Source organism: Pseudoalteromonas piscicida (genome assembly GCF_002208135.1).
In the GTDB taxonomy this organism is placed as follows: Bacteria; Pseudomonadota; Gammaproteobacteria; order Enterobacterales; family Alteromonadaceae; genus Pseudoalteromonas; species Pseudoalteromonas piscicida_A.
Map to the genome: position 1 here is coordinate 3,242,515 of NZ_CP021646.1, position 22,657 is coordinate 3,265,171.

The 22,657-nt window shown below is 45.0% G+C and carries 7 protein-coding genes; 3 read left to right on the top strand and 4 right to left on the bottom strand.

The genetic code is table 11. The features are described from left to right. Positions 1–81: 81 nt before the first annotated feature. From B1L02_RS15020 to yjjG, 3 genes are all read left to right on the top strand, one after another. Complete coding sequence (locus B1L02_RS15020; protein WP_088531681.1) at positions 82–981, top strand: phosphoribulokinase; 900 nt, start codon at positions 82–84, stop codon at positions 979–981. Between the two features lie 97 nt (positions 982–1,078). Then, positions 1,079–1,612, top strand: coding sequence for an inosine/xanthosine triphosphatase (gene yjjX, locus B1L02_RS15025; RefSeq protein WP_088531682.1), 534 nt, complete (start codon positions 1,079–1,081; stop codon positions 1,610–1,612). Next, on the top strand, positions 1,612–2,289 hold the full coding sequence (gene yjjG / locus B1L02_RS15030) for a pyrimidine 5'-nucleotidase (RefSeq protein WP_088531683.1): 678 nt from the start codon (positions 1,612–1,614) through the stop codon (positions 2,287–2,289). Before yjjX ends, yjjG begins: the two co-directional genes overlap by 1 nt. Positions 2,290–3,252: 963 nt before the next feature. Here yjjG and rlmB read toward each other — a convergent pair. The 4 genes from rlmB to B1L02_RS15060 form a co-directional block, all read right to left on the bottom strand. Further along, on the bottom strand, positions 3,253–3,993 hold the full coding sequence (gene rlmB / locus B1L02_RS15045) for a 23S rRNA (guanosine(2251)-2'-O)-methyltransferase RlmB (RefSeq protein WP_010368698.1): 741 nt from the start codon (positions 3,991–3,993) through the stop codon (positions 3,253–3,255). 22 nt (positions 3,994–4,015) lie between these two features. Then, positions 4,016–6,502, bottom strand: coding sequence for a ribonuclease R (gene rnr / locus B1L02_RS15050; protein ID WP_088531686.1), 2,487 nt, complete (start codon positions 6,500–6,502; stop codon positions 4,016–4,018). A 140-nt stretch (positions 6,503–6,642) separates the two neighbouring features. Continuing rightward, positions 6,643–10,695, bottom strand: coding sequence for an OmpA family protein (locus B1L02_RS15055; protein WP_088531687.1), 4,053 nt, complete (start codon positions 10,693–10,695; stop codon positions 6,643–6,645). After that, positions 10,688–22,330: an SdrD B-like domain-containing protein gene (locus B1L02_RS15060; RefSeq protein ID WP_167651260.1), complete on the bottom strand. Its 11,643-nt coding sequence runs from the start codon at positions 22,328–22,330 to the stop codon at positions 10,688–10,690. The genes B1L02_RS15055 and B1L02_RS15060 overlap by 8 nt, the downstream gene beginning before the upstream one ends. Positions 22,331–22,657: the final 327 nt, after the last annotated feature.

Below are 22,657 nucleotides of genomic sequence, written 5' to 3' on the forward strand. Positions count from 1 at the left end.
ACTCGCCCTCAAGCAAAGCTTGCCAAAAACTTTGCTTCGCGTAACATCGAATTAACGGATGATGAAAGCTAAGGCAGATTTATGTCAGACAAACACCCTATTATCGCGATTACTGGTAGTTCAGGCGCAGGCACTACAACAACGACAAGCGCGATAAAACACATATTCCGCAGTCTTAATACCAAAGCCGCCTATGTCGAAGGCGATAGCTTTCATCGCTACACTCGCCCTGAAATGGATAAATTGCGTCGCGAAGCGCTGCAAGAAGGTAGGCACATTAGCTACTTTGGTGAAGAAGCCAATGACTTCGGCGCATTAGAAAGTCTGTTCAAAAGCTATGGCGAAACCGGCAATGGCAAAGTCCGTCGCTACCTTCATACGTTTGACGATGCCGTGCCATTTAATCAGCTACCGGGCACTTTTACCCCTTATCAAGAACTAGAACAAAACACCGATATGCTGTTTTATGAGGGGCTGCACGGTGGCGTTGTTACACAGGAATATGATGTTGCCAGCAACGTTGATTTATTGATTGGCATGGTGCCTATCATCAACCTTGAGTGGATCCAAAAGCTCATTCGCGATACCAATGAACGCGGCCACTCCAAAGAAGCGGTAATGACGTCCATTGTGCGCTCAATGGATGACTATATTAATCACATTACTCCCCAGTTTTCTCGCACGCATATTAACTTTCAACGTGTGCCCACCGTGGATACATCTAACCCATTCAGTGCTAAAGACATACCATCATTAGACGAAAGCTTTGTGGTTATTCGCTTTCGTGGCATCGAAGATGTTAACTTCCCTTACTACTTACAAATGATCGAAGGCAGCTTTATGTCTCGTGTAAACACCTTAGTTGTGCCGGGTGGAAAAATGGGATTGGCGATGGAGTTGGTACTGACTCCCCTTATCAAAGAATTATTAGTAAAGAAACGCGCCCTTGAGAATATGGCGCCAGTCGATTTACCGATTTAACCCACTTCATGTTTTGATAAGGAATAAGCGCTTCCTTGCATCGCTCCATATCACACTTTACACTGACGCCTTTTAGGGCATCACGAGTAGTTGTTATATGGACGTGCTTACCATTTTAGTGGGGTCTAAAAACCCAGTAAAAATCAATGCTGCAAAAACCATCTTTGCGCAGTACTTTCCCAATGTAAAAATTGACTGTCAGGGTATCTCAGCGCCGAGTCTCGTTGCGGATCAGCCTTTAGGTGAACATGCCACCCGCGAAGGCGCAGAGAACCGTGTTACTTACCTACAGCAACATCATCAAGCCGATTTTTATTGTGCCATGGAAGGAGGCGCTGCCAAATTTGAATACGGTGCAGCTACTTTCGCTTATGTCGTCATTGCAGATAACCGTCGTACGAGTGTCGGTCGTAGTTGTAACTTGCCTCTACCAGCATCGGTCTACACACGCCTTGAACAAGGTGAAGAGCTAGGGCATGTAATGGATGACCTGTTCAACACCACTAATATCAAGCAACAAGGCGGTGCTATCGGTTTACTAACCAACCATCTTGCCACCAGAGAAAGTAGTTACACGCAAGCCTTATTGCTCGCGATGGCGCCCTTTAATCACCCAGAGATGTATTTATAATGTCGAACTACACACATATTTTATTTGATGCTGACGAAACCTTATTTAGCTTTAATGCCAAACTTGGATTACAAACGCTGTTTACTCAATATGACGTTGTGTTCACTGACGAGGACTACGAAGAATATAACAGCTTAAATGCGCCACTTTGGGTGCAGTATCAAAATGGTGAGATTGACGCAAAAACACTTCAGGTAACGCGCTTTAGTCGCTGGGCTGAAAAACTCGATATCGCACCTGAAACACTCAATGCGGGATTCTTGGCAGCGATGGCAGAAATTTGCCAACCGTTACCAGGGGCTAAAGCCTTGCTCGACAGCCTGAAAGGCCAATGTACTTTGGCTATTATTACCAACGGATTTGCCGCGCTTCAGCAAAAACGCTTAGAGCACACAGGCCTTGTGGATCGTTTTTCTGAGGTGGTGATCTCTGAGTTGGTGGGTAAAGCCAAACCAGATCCGAGTATTTTTGCGCATACGTTAGCGCTGTTGGGAAACCCCGACAAATCCAAAGTATTAATGGTTGGCGACACACCAGCAAGTGACATTCTAGGCGCAAACCGCTTTGGGATTGATAGCTGTTGGTTAAAGCATGATGGCAAAGTCTGCCCTGACCATATCAAGCCAACCTATACCGTAGAGTCTCTGAGAGAGTTGCAAGCGATTTTAATGGGGTAATATCCAGTGCAATTGTGGGGGAATAAGCTGACCTTGCGGTTTTTAAAAGCTCGCCGAGTAAATCGGCTCCTACCAAAGATAAACCTGTGTGGGCGCACGTTCATCTTGCGGGCTTTAAAAGCTCGCCGAATAAATCGGCTCCTACCAAAGATAAACCTGTGTGGGCGCACGTTCATCTTGCGGGCTTTAAAAGCTCGCCGAATAAATCGGCTCCTACCAAAGATAGCTCTGTGTGGGGCATGCTGACTTTGCAGGTTTTAAAAGCTCGCCGAATAAATCGGCTCCTACCAAAGGTAGCGCTGTGTGGGGCATGCTGACTTTGCAGGTTTTAAAAGCTCGCCGAATAAATCGGCTCCTACCAAAGATAGCGCTGTGTGGGGCATGCTGACTTTGCAGGTTTTAAAAGCTCGCCGAGTAAATCGGCTCCTACCAAAGGTAGCGCTGTGTGGGGCATGCTGACTTTGCAGGTTTTAAAAGCTCGCCGAATAAATCGGCTCCTACCAAAGATAGCGCTGTGTGGGCATGCTGACTTTGCAGGCTTTAAAAGCTCGCCGAATAAATCGGCTCCTACCAAAGATAAACCTGTGTGGGCGCACGTTCATCTTGCGGGCTTTAAAAGCTCGCCGAATAAATCGGCTCCTACCAAAGATAGCGCTGTGTGGGGCATGCTGACATTGCAGGCTTTAAAAGCTCGCCGAATAAATCGGCTCCTACCAAAGATAGCGCTGTGTGGGGCATGCTGACTTTGCAGGTTTTAAAAGCTCGCCGAATAAATCGGCTCCTACCAAAGGTAGCGCTGTGTGGGGCATGCTGACTTTGCAGGTTTTAAAAGCTCGCCGAATAAATCGGCTCCCACCAAAGATAGCGCTGTGTAGGAGCAAGTTTACCTTGCGAGCTCTTTAAGCTCTTAAAGCTCTTTAAGCCGTTGAAGATGTGCCGCAAAAGCCAGCGCTTATTAAGTGATTAAAGTGCTGAGCGCTGCCTTAACACTTCAAATAGACAAACACCGGTCGCAACCGATACATTTAAGCTAGACACGCTACCTACCATCGGGATCTTAACCAGCTCATCGCAATGCTCTCGAGTTAAACGGCGCATGCCATCGCCTTCGGCGCCCATTACAATGGCCATAGGCCCAGTCAGGTTTGCATCAAAAACTGCTGTATCGGTTTCACCTGCCGTACCCACAACCCACACACCGGCTTCTTTAATATCACGCAATGTACGAGCAAGATTGGTTACTTGGATAAGCGGAACTGTTTCTGCAGCGCCACACGCTACTTTTCTTGCAGTGCCGTTTAGCTTTGCAGACTTATCCTTTGGTACGATCACACCATGTACACCTGCTGCATCCGCACTACGCAGACATGCACCTAAGTTATGAGGATCCGTTACCCCATCAAGTACCAAGAAAAATGGTGTAGTTTCTCTTTGAATGATCTCATCAAGATCTTTTTCATTGTATGCGCGCGCCGCTTTAACATTGGCAATAATGCCCTGATGTTGCTCACCATTCGCTTTATTATCAAGCGCTTTACGCTGCATAAACTGCACTGAAATACCAAACTTACGGGCATCGTTTACGACTTGATTTAAACGCTGATCTTCACGTCCCTTTAGTGCATAAATTTCTAAAAAGCGCTCCGGCGCGTTATTCAAAATGGCTTCGATTGAATGAAAGCCAAAAATTAATTCGTTACTCACGTTAAAGCTCCCGCTTTATAATCTATTGCGCTTTTTTACTACGACTTCTTTCGTTTTTACCTGGGCGTTTTGCTTTGCCCTTTGCCGCTTTGGCTTTTTTACTCGTCGATTTCTTCTTCGACTTCAGCGTGCCTGCCTTTTTCGCCTGTTTGAGCTCACCCTTAGGGGTCGTTCTTTTGCGCTTTTTAGCTTTGTCATCGCCTTTATCTTTGTCGCGACCAGACGTTTCACCGTCACGGCGCTTAGCTCCCGGGATTTTACCCGTTTTTAGCTGCTCACGAACACTACTTGCTGTACTTTTTGGAGATCTTCGACGCCTTGCATACCTGTCTTGCTGACCTTCTTCAGCTAAGGCTAAATTGATGCGACGATCGTCCAAGCTGACTGAAGCAACCACAACAGTAAGTTTATCGCCGAGTCTAAACACCGTGCGACTATGCTCGCCAATCAGACATTGCTTTGCACCATCAAAGTGGAAGTACTCATGCCCTAAATTGCTCACATGGATCATTCCGTCAATCTGTAAGTCGTCTAGTCTCACAAATAATCCAAAGTTGGTGACAGAGGAGATCACACCTGTAAATTCATCGCCGACATGGTCTTGCATAAATTCACATTTAAGCCAATCCGCGACTTCACGAGTGGCGTCATCAGCGCGGCGCTCTGTCATCGAGCACTGCTCGCCCAGTTGTTTCACTTCATCTTCGTTATAGATATAAGCGCCACTCACAGGCTGTTGTTGCTGCTGTAAAATGCCTTTGATTGCGCGGTGCACCACCAGATCCGGATAACGGCGAATAGGTGAGGTAAAGTGTGCATAGGCTTTTAATGCCAAACCAAAGTGGCCAATATTTTCTGGCTGATATACCGCTTGCTTCATTGAGCGCAGTAACATGGTCTGGATCAATTCTTTTTCAGGGCGATCACCCAATGACTCAAGCGCTTGGGTCAATTCCTCTGGCGACGGATCGTTAGGTAATTGGCTTTCGATACCCAAGTCTTGCAAGAATTGTCTAAATTGGCTCAATCTTTCAGGATCTGGCTCATCATGAACACGGTACAAGCTATGGGCTTCGTGTTTTTCCAACAGCTTTGCTGCTGACACGTTCGCCAAGATCATACATTCTTCAATTAGCTTGTGAGCATCATTGCGAACCACAGGCACGATAGAATCAATTTTTCGATGAGCATTAAATACAAAGCGCGTTTCTAGGGTTTCAAACTCAATTGCACCACGCTCCTGCCTTGCAGCCTTCAGCGCCATATACATGTTATGGAGCTCAGTTAGATGAGGCACAACTGGCTGATAATCCGCTCTGAGCTTTTCGTCACCTTGTAAAATCGCATGGACTTTGGTGTAAGTAAGGCGAGCGTGAGAGTTCATCACAGCTTCGTAAAAACGGTAGCCAGACAAACGACCCGCTTCAGACACGGTCATTTCCGCGACCATACACAAGCGATCTACTTTTGGATTCAATGAACATAAACCGTTCGATAGCACCTTAGGTAGCATTGGCACAACTTGCTCAGGAAAATACACTGAGTTACCACGCTCAATCGCTTCTTTGTCAAGCGCTGTGCCTTTGCCGACATAATGAGACACATCCGCAATAGCAACCCATAAACGCCAACCACCTGACTTTTTACGCTCACAATATACGGCGTCATCAAAGTCACGGGCGTCTTCACCGTCAATGGTCACTAACGGTAAATCGCGCAGGTCAACACGGCCTTGCTTGGCAGACTCTTCAACAAACTCACCAAGGTTTGCCACTTGTGCTTCTACTTCACTCGGCCACTCATGAGGGATATCATGATTGCGAAGTGCCACCTCAATTTCCATACCCGGCGCCATATGATCGCCCAGCACTTCAAGTACTTTACCCATTGCATTCATTTGCTTGCTTGGGCTTTGAGTGATCTCTACCTGCACCATTTGATTATGGCGAGCGCCATTTTCTTGGCCAGGTACGATGATGATATCCTGAGTAATGCGAGGGTCTTCTGGCACCACGACTGCCATGCCAAACTCAACAAAATAACGACCGACGACTGGCGCACGCTCTTTTTCAAGTACCCGCACAATGCGCGCTTCCACCTTACCACCTGAGCCTCGACTGCCAGCCTTCGCTAACACCCAATCGCCATGCAGCACGCGCTCCATTTGATACTTAGTGATAAACCAATCTTTGGGTTCGCCTTCCACTTCTAAAAAGCCAAAGCCGTCACGATGCCCAACAACGCGGCCTTTGACTAGACCATCATCACTTGGAATGGTGTAACACTTAAATTTATTGAAGTGCAGCTGACCATCTCGCTCCATTGCACGCAAGCGACGTTTAAGCGCAATTTGACGTTCTTCGTCTTGCACTTTTAAATCGTTACACAATTGAGAGAAAGAAGGTGGTTTGGCCGCGCTTTTAATGTGTTCTAAGATAAATTCGCGACTAGGTACTGGATTGTCGTATTTTTGCTGTTCTCTATCGAGATAGGGATCCTGTTTTGGCATTACTGTCTTGTTAAATAAGCTATGCTGTTATTTTAACCCAAAATAACAGCACTCGCATTAATTATCAGTGAACACCACAGGCGAATTCAAAATAAGTTCATATATCAGCTTGATAATAATTATCGATTTAAGCCTTTTGATTAAAACTTACCAACAATATTTAAAAACCAGCCTTTGGAATCGTAGCTTAGATCAGTTAAGTCATCAGAGAAGTGAGTGAAGTTATAACCCACACCAACTTTCATATGCTCCCCAACATGTTTGTGAACCGCAAATAAAGCCCCTTGACGCTCGTCCTGCGCGGTATCAACACTTAATCTACGCCACTGTGCAGTTACATCCCACTGATGAGGTAAATGATAGTCAGCGCGAAGTACTTGCAAGCTCGCAGTAGAGTTAAACCATGTGCTACCCTCACTGCGCAGTCTTAACGCCCCATTACGCTGGGCAAGCTTGGTTCCAACGGTCCATTGATGGTTTACTCGGTAATCTACATCCAAAGCCCATACTCGACTGCGTTGCTGCGGAGTATCGGCACTGCCTGTTCGACTCAGTTGTGCAGCGGGGGCGAGATCTTCCAAAAAGGTAAAACTTGCAAGGCCAGACCAAGGGCTATGCTCAACGGGGCGATAAGCAATACCAAACTGTGCTTCAGTAAATTGGCTATCAAGTGCACCTTCCTCAGCCTCTTTGCTACCATCACTTTTTGCCCAGTCTAGGCGCAGTTGTGAACGCCAATCTTGGCTAAATTTGGCAGTGATATTTTGACGTGTCAGCCAAGCTGACGTATCACTATTGCTGGCATCATCTTGACGATATTCCAATGACCCTGTCCAACGTATAACATGGCCGTGATAAGCCAAAGAAATACCGGTAACGTCTCGTTCAATAGTATCGTCAGGACTTTCAAGTCGCCCAGTTTCAAAACTCAAACCAGTTTGCCAACGCTCGGATAGTTGATGATCGATCCCATAAGCATGGGTCAACCCAGTTTGATCTCGCTGTTGTTGCCACACTTGCTCCGCATAAACACTGGTACTGTCATTAAAACGATGCTTTGCACCTGTAATCCAGTTTTGCTGCTCACCAGATGACAACAGATCTTGGCCGTCGGGATCGCTACGGTAACTCATATACAATTGGCTATTTTCTTGGTAGTCGTAGCTGATCCCAAATTTACCAGCTTCACCCAAATTACCCTCAGAGATTTCTCCAGACAGAGAAATATTTTCTGTTACCGCCAAGTCACCACCGACCCCTACCCTATTATTGCTGCGACGCTGCGGATCCGACTCAAGCGTCCCCTGCACGAATCCATACAACTTCCAGTCTGGGGTAGTTTGGTAGCTTAGCTGTATCGCAACGTCAGCTCGAACTCCATCATCTAGATTGTGCTCAGATAACTCTATAGATTGCTCCTTATCGTTTATCCTTAGCCCCGTTTCTACCAGCCATGAATCTGAATATTGATAGCTGGCATTAACTTCTGCTGCCACTTCTTTAACTTGGCCCTTTGCTTCTTTTTCATCTGCTTTTAGCGTTAAAACTGCACTTTCATCAAGTTGCCAAGCTAGCTTCACACCTGATGTGCGTATTTCATTCTGCGTAACTTGGCCCGTTGCAGCAAAGCCAGCATCGTTATGCTGCCAGTAAGTTTCAACATTTCCTTCTTGTTCAAGCCCTATATCTCTTAGTGCAAATACCGCTTCAACTCGCTTAGCCTTTGCCGTTGTCACTTGTTTTGAACTTGCTGTGGTCGAGAAGTCTAAACCACCGGTAAAACTGTTACTTAATTCCGCCAATCCTTCTGTTTGTACGATTTCGGTTGTGATATACGCACTTTCACTAAATCTGTACGTTGCATCAATGCCAACCAAGGTATCATCGTGGCTATCTAATTGCTGCTTACTATAAGTTGTGCCTAAGCGTATTTGATCGTTAAACCAACGACTAAAACGTCCACCATAAGTGAGGTTATCCAGCTCTTCAAAACCAGGTGTATATTCATATTGGGCCACGATAAATACCGGATTAGCATCCATCGTTGCTGTGCGTATCAATAGGTCATCTTGCTCAAATGAAGACACCGGTCGAGACAACAGCACCCGTCCTTGCAAGGCATCAATATCATAGTCTTGCCCCGGAGAAAGCGTACGTCTAACCAATACAAGGCCCGTTATCTTGTCTCTAATTTCTATTGAGAGTTGCTCTGAACCTTGAACAATATCTTGATGCTCTAAGTAATAAAGCGAGCCTCCCGTCGCACGATGAGACTCATAAGCAGGAAGAGTCTCAGCTTGTGCCACAAAAACAGAAGCGACACTCTGTTGCGCTCCAAAATCAGTGCTGGCTTGGCTATTGAATTGACCAGATAAACCATATAAGCCACGCTCAACACGCGCTAAATCGGTATTATTAATCTGAGTGTGGAAGTTACCCCACATTATGTGAGACTTATCTTTCGCCACTTTTAAATAGACTTTGCCATTACTTGGCGCATCATCGACAACTTGGCTATCATCACCATATTCGGCAGGGTGCTGGCTTTCTTCTAAGCGTCTAAATAGGCTACGGGGATCTTTTTCGTGTAAGCCAGAGAGTAATCGGTTAAGAGGCTGCTCTTGGGTATCAATTTTTGCCGTTACCTTGTACTCATCTCGCCACTTACCAGTAACGTAAGCCGCTAACCTCGCTTCTGAAAAGAGGTTGCCATCTTGGTTATGAGTATCACCAACTAAATCTAGTGAGCCGTTATGTTTATTTTGCCCTACCGTGAGATCGGCCATTGCAACATAAAACCAATCCGTTTCTTGGATCTCAAGATCGCGATGGATCAACTGGCCATTGCCTTCATTATCTAATACTGCAACTTCAGCACGATGAAAGCCGGTATGCACGATTTGCTGATGAACAAACTTTCGTTCTCGGGTAAGACTAATGGGCCGACCTAAAAAGTAAACGTGGTGGTCTAGAGGTACCTTTTCACCATACAGCGTAAGCGTACCACCAGCTAGTTTGATATTTTGCGTTTTAAGTGTAGAGCGGGCAAATCCCGTCATCAAATACGCATCAACTTTACTTTGCTCAACAGCATATTGTGGTCGAAAATCAATATACTTCAATGCCGTTTCATCAAAGTGACCGTGATTGTCATACACTCTAAGTTTGTATCGCAGGCTCATTCCCAACATGTTTGCGGGTAATTGCCACTGACCAGTCAACCCTTTGTTTAACGGTACTTTTTCTAGTATCTTTTGACCATCCGGTGCGAGAATGTGCACTTCCGCATAGTCAATAAAGGTTTGGTAATTACTAAACGCCTTCAAATGAAGGATTAAGTTATCATCTAATTGCGTCAAGGCATGTTGTACATTTAACTGCGGCAATACATTTAATGGATCATACTTGAGTTGCAACTCCATCTGGTCAAGTGCGATGTCTGCGCATCGCTGTACATCAGCATTGGAAGTCATATTCTCAGTCGTAAAGGGGTTTCCATCAAGGGTAATACTCATACCTTGTGACAAAGTACTAGACTGTCCACAGAGATTTTCTCTCATAGGAACCGGTAGATGCGTGGCTTGCTGGACTTGTCGCTCCTCCATATATACAGCAATCACTTCAACACGACGATTTCGTGCCATCCCCTCAAGAGTTGCATTACTTGCAACCGGATCGTTACTTGATCGTCCCTCCGTTGTGATAGCACTTGGGTCTAACCCGAGTTGTTGTTGAAAAAAGTCAGCAACAACTTGCGCTCGATGCTCAGAGAGATCTTGGTTGTCGCGGTAGATCTTTTTCGCGTTGGCACTCAGCCTTTGATTATCAGCATGACCAATAAAGTGTAATTTTAGTGCTTGTTTATTCGCCAACAAACCGATAATTCTATCCATTTCTGCGCGTGTTGACCCGGTTAGATAATGCTTACCTGATACAAACCGAATGGCAGAATCTTTAATAAATTCATCGCTCTGCTTAGTCTGTTCCAGTACCATCTGCTTGTGCGTTTGTGGTTTTGGACTAGAAAGCGCATGCAGTACAAAATACTTTTGTACAAGGACACGTTCGGTGTTGCTTCCAGGTTCAATAATACGATGTGATGCCGAGCTATTAGCCACACCAGCGATAGATACTGTTGGAAAAGTAAGTAACATCCCTACCATCAGGGGGTGGAAAGAAAACGTCTTAGTCATTGCCCACCTCGGTGTAGCTTTCCTGAATCGCTGGGATCACGGCTGGTATTATTTCCATTTCTATTGTTAAAGATTGCTCACTAGTATCAGCATGATGTGTTAACCACTGAGCGACCTGCTCCAACGCAGCTTCTGCCTGATATTGAGCTTGTGAATTTTCGATTTCATAAGCCAGTCGAATGATGACTGGTTGTTGTGCGACTTGCGTTAGTAGCGCTTTGAGTTGTTGTTGATATTGATGAGCTAATTCATTGTTATTAAATGCCTTAGCATTTAACTGCACCCGTGCAACGTGATGAATATTGGCAGCAAAGTCTACTCGACTCGCTTTACCTCTGGTTAGTCGTACAACCCTTGGATTTTCACTCGTTACGCGGAAACCTGATGGCAAACTGCGCGTATCTAGCTTCAATATGAAGTTACTGCCGCGCACGGCATTTGGCACATCTGCACAACTTAAATGATAACGGCCAAATTCATCGGTAGTTATCCAAAGCCCCTGAGCTGTGGCAATTTTAATGCCCGCCAGTCCTTTTTCTGTCTCGTCCTGATAGCCATTTCTGTTCAAGTCATTAAATACTTGGCCACGAATATCACTACAATCAAACACAGGATCAGGAATAACACGCACACTTGCAGTAGCAATGTTAGAAATACGTTGCCCCTGATAAGGTAGCTGGCCATTCACTCCACCAGTTATAGCTGTCGTAATGTCTTTTGGGGTACGAATAGAAGGCACATTAACTGGCAGATCGCCATAAACCAGTTCAGCCCAAGCTTGATTGGTATACTGCGCCTCCACAACACCTGCACCAACAACCGCAAGTAGCTCGATGCGCTTTGTTTCTTCAGCGGCAAGTGACTGAGCAAACCAAATGAGCTGTCTGCCGTACTGATGAGGTTCAGCTTTCCTACCGTCAATATGCGCGCTGCCTTTTACGTATTTAAGCCCCGGCGGTAATCTATCAACGAAGGCTATATCGTCTAGTGATATAGCCGAGCGGTTGCTAAAACTTAACTGATAAGGCACTAATTCCCCCACTACTACATCTTGCTTTAGTGCCTGTTTTGCTACTTGAATAACAGTGCTATCTAGAGGATCAAGCGGGATATGATTGTTCACCACATTCGCCGATGGCAGCTGTGGGTCAATTTCAAAGCGCAAGTAATATTGGGTAGACTGATTAGATTGCGCAATCTCTCTAGAGTGTTGTGGACAACGACTCGGTAAATGAATCAGGGCATCTAGAGGTGGTACATTACCAGATTGATGAACTTTTACTGGTAAATCACTTGCACCTACAATTAAGGTATTATCACATGCCACGATGCTGCTGTGCGAAACGCTGAAATAGCCTTTTGGTGCAGTTATTTCGAGTGTGTAATGGCCTTGTGGTGCTCCTGCAAACAGCAAAAATTGATAGAAACCATCATCGCCTGTCGATTGCTCTACGTTACCGCTACCACCGACTAGGTGAAGATCTGGTTTAAAGCCTTTAGGACCATGGATCTTAACCACTGCGTCAGCTATCGGCAGACGCGTTTTGGTATCATATACCACACCGGATGGATCTACCGGTAACGACTGATTATCCTCATGCTCTCCCGCACTTAAGCGTAAATTTAGGATCGTACCTTTAGCGGTAGAAACTTCAGGATCATCCGATATCGGTGTGCCGTATATTATCCCACCTTGTGGGTGACGGAATCTAACTTCATAGGTACCAATCGGCAGCCCATCAAAAATATAATTGCCATCTGCCCCAGATTGCACAACAGCGATTGGCTCAGCATCTAGAGAATTTGCTTCTCCAGTCATCAGATCCGGTAGCAGCTCGACTTGCCAACCATCCAGACCGTGATTATCGTCCTTATGGCGGTTATGATTTTTATCGAGCCAAACTAAGCCGCTGATACTAGCGGGGTCGAGCAATTGCTCACCAAAATCATACTGTGTTGCATCCGTAATATGTGAGGTGAACACAATACCGCTTAGCTCATCATTACCAACAATACCTCCCAGACTACCTACGCTATCTAAGCCATCCTGAGTATTTTCTGGTTGCTTTTCCAATAGGGTGTAGCCTGCTTTACTTGGTAACGGTAAGTTACGTAGCTGGTATCGCCCATAACCGTCTGTTTGCGTTACCCTAGAGATAAAGTGACCATCAAGATCATGACCTTGAATGCGTAGCTCAACATCAGATAGGCCAATTTCATTTTCTTCTTTAATGCCATTGTCGTTGAGATCAACATATACTCGGCCAGAAACATGGCTTCCACGCTCAGCAAAATTATATTGCTCACCTTGCTCACCCAACTTAACAGGAATATTCAAAAAGCGATCTTGCAGTTGCTCACCACCTAAAGAACCTAACTGCTCTTTGCCATCTAGCCAAGCACTAGGCTGATGTTGCAGAATTTGATAAGTACCTGGGTGCAAATAATCAAATTGATAAAAACCATCACGATCACTTGCTGTTTTTAACTTAACTTCATCACCGGCTGTCGTTGTGCCGTGCAGCTTAATCGTCGCTCCCTCAACACCAATACTTTCCGCACTATCACGGATACCATTCTCATTGCTATCGACCCATACATAACCACTTAATGAAGCCCGTGGTAACTCCGCAAAGTCAAAATAACGATATTCGCCGAGCTTCGAAACCGCAGCCATATCAATAATATCTCTACCTTTAGAGTTCGCTACCACAGCCCCCAATGCAGATTCATAACCATCGATAAAGTTTACAGGTTGCGTGAGCTGAACAAGTTGGTAGCCGCTACTGTCACTTGGCGGCAGTGCATTAAAACTGTAGTAACCGTTTTTGTCTGTCACCGTTTCCTGCTCAATGGGGCGGCCCCGATAATCAACGCCTTGGATCCGAATTGAGCTATCAGAGATCATTTCACGTGCGTGAGTTTCGACTAATAAACCAGTGTCATTAGTATCAACAAATACCCGACCAGAAACCGCGATACCATATGATTCAGTGAAGTTATAATTTTGCTGTTGCTGGCCTGCTGTAAGCTTAATAGTTGCGATCTTATCGGTACGCTCGCTATCTGCTACTTTCACTCCTGCACGATAGTCAACACTATCAAGATAATTTTGCGGCTGTGTTTGCGTCAAAGTGTATCCAGCATCATTACTCGCTGTGATATCTACGAATTCATAATGACCTCGAGAGTTAGTCACGGTTGAAATAGCAACCGTCTGACCCGCCACATCAACTCCGCTCAGAGTCAACGAGACATTGGCTATGCCATACTCATTATCTTGATAAGTACCATCTTGATTTTCATCAATAAATACATTGCCAGATAAGCGCGATACGGAAAGCTCAGCAAAACCAAATAGCGAGGATGAAGTCACCACAAAGGTGTCGTTCTTTGCTGTATTGACGACATCACCATTAATAGACTCTTTACCATCAACATAGCCCTGAGGTTGCTGCTCAAAGAGTGTATAACCTTGTGCAGAGGGAGACAGACGTTCAAAACTGACTATTCCTGAAGTGCCCGTCTCCCTCTCACGATTTATCTGATTTCCATAAATGTCTTGCCCCGTAAGCGTCACTGTAACACCAGCGATCCCCTTTTCGTCGGCTTGCTTTACACCATCATGATTAAGATCAGCAAAAACGATTGCGTCAACCTCAATACTGCGATCTTCTTGCTCTGTAAAGCGCAGATCAGTAATGACTCCCGCAGCACTTAGCATGATGTCAGCAACAGTATCAGCGCCTACTACCTTCCCTTCAGACGTATAATCTTGACCATCTATGTAGCCTGCTGGCTGGCTTTGAGAAACTTGATAACCTTGAGGGTTGGCAGCAGGTAACTGAGAAAAAGTGAATAAGCCTGTACCATCGCTATACTCGACGCGTTTTACATCTTTACCAACATGGTCTTTGCCCGTTAGCAACAACTCTACTGAGCTAAGCGGGTAATCATTTTCATCGAGTACGCCGTTTTGGTTATGATCGACAAATACTCGACCAGAAATAACAGCATCAGCAATAGGCACACGCTCAGTAAAGGTAAAGTTTGCACTCTGCCCTTCGCTTAAAATGATCTTGGTAAATGTGTCACTTTGGTCACTACCTGTCACTTTTTGCTTTTCTTGATAGTCAAAGCCATCTAGATAAGGAGATTTTTGCTCTGCGCTTAACGTGTAACCAGTAAGATCAGAAGCCATCAACCCTGCAAACTCAAACTCCCCTTTTGTATTAGTTTTAACTTCACGACTGAGCGATTGCTCAAGTATGTTGCGGCCTTTAAGCGTTACTACAACTCCTGGAAGCACGACTTCTTCTTTTTGCAACTTTCCATCTTCGTTGGCGTCCACAAAAACTTTGCCATTAATACGTGCATCGCTCGGCGGTAAATGTTTAGTAAGATTAAAACGTAATACTTCTTTGTTTCCTAAAATGATCCCTGTAATCTGCTCAGCGCCCGTTTGGACATCGCTCTGTTGTGAGTTAGCGATAACACTATAACGCTCGGAATTTACTGCTGACTGATAATCCAAACCATCTCGATATGGCTTAACGTGCTGATAGGTGAGTGTAAAACCGGCACTATCTGGCGTGAATAAGCGCTCAAACTTAAACTCTCCATTAAGATCTGTGGTGGTAGTTAGGGTCTTCTTTTCTCCTGCAAGTGTATTTGCACTCAATGTTACAGAAACCGAGTCTAATACCTTTTCTGCTGCTTGATACAGTCCATCCGTTACTCCGTCGCCATTCGCATTTTGACTATCGACAAACATCCGTCCAGAAATCGTTCTACTTGGTAGTAATTCGGTAAAATCAACCACGATAGACTGATTTGCTGATGTAAGCGGCGGCACTTTGATTACGTCAGAAATAACAATGGTGGGGGTATTGTTACGGACATAGTTAGAACCATCCATGTAACCTGCATCCTCTTCCACATATTCCTGAATCAGCGTATAGCTATCTGAGTCTGCTGGTAGCAAATCGTTAAACTGGTATAGCCCATCATTGTCCGTGCGCTTTTCAACCTTAACACTATTACCAAACACATCTTGACCCGACAATATAAGTACAATGCCTGACAGCGCTATTTCGGTATCTTGATATTGACCGTCTGGTTTACCATTTGCGGCTAACGTGTCGACAAACACACGTCCTGAAATAGAGCCTGCTTGAAGCTTGGTGAAGTTAACTACACGGGCGCTGTTTGTCGTAAAAGTCAGCCCTGTGATGTTGTTTTTGGCTACCCCTTCGGTGCTGTTATCAACATAGCTGCGCCCCGCTAAGTAACCTGAGATTGTGTCTGGTTGAGTCACCGTATAACCCTCAGCAACCTCAGGGAGATTGTCAAAACGATACTCCCCACTTGCACTTGTTAGCACTTCGCGCGTTTGTGTTGTTCCACCGGCTTGCCAACTCAGTACGACTTTAATGTCTTTGAGTGCCTTTTCGGTATCTTGATATTGACCGTCTGGTTTTCCATTTGCGGCTAACGTATCAACAAACACACGCCCTGAGATAGAGCCTGCTTGAAGCTTGGTGAAGTTAACTACACGGGCGCTGTTTGTCGTAAAAGTCAGCCCTGTGATGTTGTTTTTGGCTACCCCTTCGGTGCTGTTATCAACATAGCTGCGCCCCGCTAAGTAACCTGAGATTGTGTCTGGTTGAGTCACCGTATAACCCTCAGCCACCTCAGGGAGATTGTCAAAACGATACTCCCCACTTGCACTTGTTAGCACTTCGCGCGTTTGTGTTGTTCCACCGGCTTGCCAACTCAGTACCACTTTGATGTCTTTGAGTGCCTTTTCGGTATCTTGATATTGACCGTCTGGTTTACCATTTGCGGCTAACGTGTCGACAAACACACGTCCTGAAATAGAGCCTGCTTGAAGCTTGGTGAAGTTCACTACACGGGCGCTGTTGGTCGTAAAAGTCAGCCCTGTGATGTTGTTTTTGGCTACCCCTTCGGCGCTGTTATCAACATAGCTGCGCCCCGCTAAGTAACCTGAGATTGTGTCTGGTTGAGTCACCGTATAACCCTCAGCCACCTCAGGGAGATTGTCAAAACGATACTCCCCACTTGCACTTGTTAGCACTTCGCGCGTTTGTGTTGTTCCACCGGCTTGCCAACTCAGTACGACTTTAATGTCTTTGAGTGCCTTTTCGGTATCTTGATATTGACCGTCTGGTTTTCCATTTGCGGCTAACGTATCAACAAACACACGCCCTGAGATAGAGCCTGCTTGAAGCTTGGTGAAGTTAACTACACGGGCGCTGTTTGTCGTAAAAGTCAGCCCTGTGATGTTGTTTTTGGCTACCCCTTCGGTGCTGTTATCAACATAGCTGCGCCCCGCTAAGTAACCTGAGATTGTGTCTGGTTGAGTCACCGTATAACCCTCAGCCACCTCAGGGAGATTGTCAAAACGATACTCCCCACTTGCACTTGTTAGCACTTCGCGCGTTTGTGTTGTTCCACCGGCTTGCCAACTCAGTACGACTTTAATGTCTTTGAGTGCCTTTTCGGTATCTTGATATTGACCGTCTGGTTTTCCATTTGCGGCTAACGTATCAACAAACACACGCCCTGAGATAGAGCCTGCTTGAAGCTTGGTGAAGTTAACTACACGGGCGCTGTTTGTCGTAAAAGTCAGCCCTGTGATGTTGTTTTTGGCTACCCCTTCGGTGCTGTTATCAACATAGCTGCGCCCCGCTAAGTAACCTGAGATTGTGTCTGGTTGAGTCACCGTATAACCCTCAGCCACCTCAGGGAGATTGTCAAAACGATACTCCCCACTTGCACTTGTTAGCACTTCGCGCGTTTGTGTTGTTCCACCGGCTTGCCAACTCAGTACCACTTTGATGTCTTTGAGTGCCTTTTCGGTATCTTGATATTGACCGTCTGGTTTACCATTTGCGGCTAACGTGTCGACAAACACACGTCCTGAAATAGAGCCTGCTTGAAGCTTGGTGAAGTTAACTACACGGGCGCTGTTGGTCGTAAAAGTCAGCCCTGTGATGTTGTTTTTGGCTACCCCTTCGGTGCTGTTATCAACATAGCTGCGCCCCGCTAAGTAACCTGAGATTGTGTCTGGTTGAGTCACCGTATAACCCTCAGCAACCTCAGGGAGATTGTCAAAACGATACTCCCCACTTGCACTTGTTAGCACTTCGCGCGTTTGTGTTGTTCCACCGGCTTGCCAACTCAATACGACTTTAATGTCTTTGAGTGCCTTTTCGGTATCTTGATATTGACCGTCTGGTTTGCCATTTGCGGCTAACGTGTCGACAAACACACGCCCTGAGATAACATTGGCAATCAGCGTGTCATTGACTTTGTTCGAAATAGTAGAGGTATTATTGGCTAAATTAGTATCGGCACCGTCCGTTTCTACCGTTGCCGTGTTTGTCAGTGTCTTATCACTCGGCTGTGACTTTGCTTTCACCGAGATCTTAGCTTGTACGCTTTCACCCGCATTTAAGCGATCATTACTACAACGGATCCGTGTTTTACTATCAACACTATCGACTACACAATTTGTACCTCCGATAGTTGGCGTACCTACCAACTCTAAATACTCAGGCAATACATCAAAAATAGTATTGTTTACGGCATCTCCTGGCCCCTGATTTACAACATCTAAGGTGTACGTAAATACCTCGTTCAGTGCAACTTCTGACTTGGATACGGTTTTTTGGATTGCAAGATCAACGGCAACACGGATAGAAGTAGTCACAGGAATAGTATTATCCGTTGTCGACTCTTCTGACTCGTTAGAGGTAACAGTCACGGTATTATGTACAACATCAGCCGTGTCTTTAGGTTGTACCAAGGCTTTAAAATGCATGTATCTACGGTAAATATTTTTTTGGGTAGCGCTGCCGGTACTATTTAAACTTTCTTGTAGGTCATTCTCATCCAGCGTAGCGCTTCCTGCGTTGAGCGGTCCCTGACACTGTATGGAGGTTGTACTTTTAATCACAGCAGCGAGGTTGTCACAGCGATTGGTTTGATTGCTACATGACTTTGGATTATCTGAATCACAAAGGAACTGTAGTTCGGCATTAGAGCCGGGGTTCATAGTAAAGCTATAGCGCACGCCACTTGCAACAGAGAGACCACCTTGGTTGTCGCTCAAATATTCAAGATCAACTTGATACACCAAACGGTTATCTTTAGCTTCTTGATTGCTGGCAGTATTCAATGCTGAAGAAAGGCGTTGATTGACCGCGCTTAGACTATTATTTTGCGTGTTAGTTGGCTGAGCAAACCAAGGAAGAGGATCTCTGTTTTCATTCACCTCAACTTTAAGATTTACCATTCTTGGATTAATGATGAGTTTATTAACTTTGCGGTTATCCGTCACACTCCATTCATTTTCGTCAATGATAGTCGTATTTGCACGCACATCAGCAGCACGCATTTGCTGACTTGCTACCACTGAAATGGTGTTTAAATCCCAGGCTTGCTTTGTTGGGCTGCTTTTACCTCGTAGATGGATTTCTAGTGTTTTCACCTCTCCTGGCGCCAACGTGCCAATAGCACAACTCACCCCACCTTCAATTTCGCTGCATGTTGGTGGTAGTGATAGCAGCCTCACAAGTTCCCCCGCCTGCGCATCTAAAACGTGAGTTACATAAACATTCGTTGCACTTAGTGCACCAAAGTTACCCACTTCAATCGTTTGTATCGCACGGTCGCCGCTATATACCTTGTTAGGAGTAATTGCATTGCTCAGTAAAACTAAGTTATACAATGAGCGTGTTGTAGTGACTGAAGTTGCGGTATTATTGGCCGTGTTTGCATCGCTATGTGATGTTGTTGCAATGGTTGCGGTATTGGTGATTTTGCCTGCAGGCACACTAAACGGACGACTAACCTCAACATCAACCTGTAATGTTTCCCCTACTTTAAACTTAGAGCCGCTTGCCAATCGGCAGGTGATATTTTTTGTTTGTGCATTAATTACAGCGCTGTCATCACAATTAAAAATAGCCCCCATTGAAGCTGTAACTTGCTTTGGTACCGAAAAGCCTGTTTGATTGATTGTCGTTATATTACTGGTTGGTGACGTATATTTTTTGAAGTACGCAGACTTAAACTGGCTAACAATTTCAACTTGGCCACCTTGTTGTGAATCAATGTCGCTACCAGACTCATTTTTTGCCGTTAACTGGTAGGTAATAGTGGCTGTATTAGCAAGCAAAGTATCAGGTGCGTTGCTACGAATACTCAGATCTGCAGATTGCGCAGCTTTAATACTTCTTGTAACCACTTCTGATTGACGCTGTGCTAAAGCATCTCTAGCCACGGCTGTGCTTTCTATAACGCCAATTGCAACAGCCCGAGTTTGAATAGCCAATAAGGTCGACTGTTTTCCGGGCGCAATATTCAGCGTATTGCCGGAATCTTTATATTCGCACGATACAATCCCGCCGTGTGAAATATTAGCAGCTGATGTCTGCTGACACTGCCAATTTGTCCCATAATTATTTTTCGTTTCTACAAAACGCTCTTTGGTACTGAGCGTATGGCTTACCGAAATCACTCCAGGAGTGGTCACTTGGCTATTATTCTTAACCACAAAATAATTGTAAATAAGTCCGTTTTCGGTCACTGGACCCGTTGCAAGCTCAGTTGAGATGCTGTTACTTTGACTTGAACTCTTCGCTTTGTGTAGTTGTAAACTTAGATTATTGAGTAAATTCAAATTCCATGGCGCATACTTCAGTTCAAGACCCGCTCCAGTAGCACCGGTGTAGCTTAGCCAAGCGATATTATTGACTGAGTAGCTGGTTGGTTTGAATAGCGCCCTTACTGGTACCGATACTGTCCACGTTGCCCCAGGTGCAAGCTCGGCTCGTTCACAGCTCAATAATCTAGAAGATAAATCAAAATCACAGCTTCCACCTTCGGCATTAAGCGTGAGAATTGTTGAGCTACCGTTAGATTGCGGTACTTCTACACGTTCTAATACATCGAAATTTTCAAATGTATCTGTCAGAGTTAAGTTCCTTGCCGTGGCGCCTGTGTTACTGTTCGTAATTTTAAAGGTGTAAGTGAGAATAGATCCCATCTCAGGCTTGGCGCTACGATACGCAGACCATTCATAGTCCGATGTTTTACTTACTGTTAAATCGGGTAATTCAGGTGCTGGTGGTTGGACATTAATACTGGTCGAAGCACTTAACGTTTTGCCTATCGCATTAACGTAAGCAGTATTACTCACCGTTGTGCTAGCATTGCTGATAAGTGTAGACTCAATAATCACATCCATTGTACGAGGGTGATTACCAACATTAGACTTAGGTGTACACGTTATAACCTTTGATGCTTCAGCGCAGTTCCAGTGTTCACTTGTAACACTCACAAAACGTAATGCAGGGTCTAACGTATCTCGTAGTTGAGAGATCTCAACATCTGGGTCATCAACGGTTGTTCTAATTTGAAATTTCACCGTCTCATTCAAGACAAACGCCGCTCCAGCAGGTTTATTCAGCACACTTTTAGCAGTCCTAACTCTTTGATCTTCAGATGATATAATGATCGAATCATTATTATTGCTGACATTTGGCTCATAAATAGCTTTGGCAGTAACGTAGGCACGTGTCGAAATCCGGTTGAATATCCGCTCAACCTTAGCGGGTACAGTCAAAGTCACACTGCTCTTTGCAGCAAATGTAGAAGAGGTTTGGCAGAGTAGTCGATAACCCTCTGCACGACAAGACCAGTTCGCAGCATCGTTACCGGTAAATCGATATTGGCTCAAGTTAACGTTAATATTGGTATTAAAATCAACCACAACTTCAGTGTTCTTATCAGCAAAGTGACCTTTGTTACTCACTTCAAAAACAAAATTGAATCCTTCGCCAACTTTACGGGTATGCTCCCAGTCGACTCTACTGGAACCCGTCGTAGTAAACATAGATAACGCCAGATCAGTTTGTTGCAGCACTCTAGATACAACGCTATCATTGTTGTTACTATTATTTCCATCTTGGGTTTGTGCTGCAATAACTGATGCACCTGTTACATTACCCGATGCCAACCCGCTTAAAGTTGCATTTATTTTTAGGGTACTTGTAGTATCAACATCAAGTTCTCGTCGTGTACATTGCACCTTTTGACCTAAGGGTGCACACGCCCAACCAGTAGTCACACTGGCATTTTTATTCCATGTCGCAAGACTTGGAAGTGTATGCTCAAGCGTGACATTAGAAGCTAAATTAGGCCCTTGGTTTTTGACTGTTACCTGATAATCAAACGCATCCCCGACGTACACTGTATTAGGCGCAGAAGTCACAACTTGCAGATCGGCTCCTGCAACTACTGAAGTGATCTGCTCAGCAACGTTATTGTTGCCCGTACCAGGTAGCTCATTAGACGCTTCAATCTCAGCTTGAAATGTGACTGCATCCCCAGTTGATTTTGACGTTTGAATGACAAACTCTCCACTTTGTGAAGAATCACCAACCATAGTGCCGATGTTACACCTAACGGTATTTTGTGCAGTTACTGCTGCGCACCCTCGGATGGAGGTAGAAACAAACGAGGTGGTTGCTGGGAATGTAAAAAGTATTGAAACATCATTAGCCGTTGCGGCGTCAATATTTTTGAAAACAACGTCATATATCACCTGTCCGCCACGAGCTACAGTTTCGTTTTTAGTATCCCCAAGTGAGGTTAGCTGGACGTCAGAAGCAAGCGACGCCCAGGATAGTGTTGATAAACATAACAAATAAACTAATTTTCTCAGGGATTTAAACACGTTCCACCTAGATAACTCAGCAATAAAATAACAATACCTCATGCATTAGAATGAGATTTGTACCTATTTTATTGTTCAAATATAGGTGTAATACAGTGTAATTTTGAAAAACACGATAAAAGCATTTACTGAAAATAAAAAAGTAGTAATTTTTGTTCATAAGATCGGAACATCAGGAGCGCAATCTGCTCTAGA

Excerpts from the sequence above, each read along its gene's own strand:
- B1L02_RS15020 (WP_088531681.1), top strand. The coding sequence starts at position 82 with ATGTCAGACAAACACCCTATTATCGCGATTACTGGTAGTTCAGGCGCA.
- yjjX (WP_088531682.1), top strand. The coding sequence starts at position 1,079 with ATGGACGTGCTTACCATTTTAGTGGGGTCTAAAAACCCAGTAAAAATC.
- yjjG (WP_088531683.1), top strand. The coding sequence starts at position 1,612 with ATGTCGAACTACACACATATTTTATTTGATGCTGACGAAACCTTATTT.
- rnr (WP_088531686.1), bottom strand. The coding sequence starts at position 6,502 with ATGCCAAAACAGGATCCCTATCTCGATAGAGAACAGCAAAAATACGAC.
- B1L02_RS15055 (WP_088531687.1), bottom strand. The coding sequence starts at position 10,695 with ATGACTAAGACGTTTTCTTTCCACCCCCTGATGGTAGGGATGTTACTT.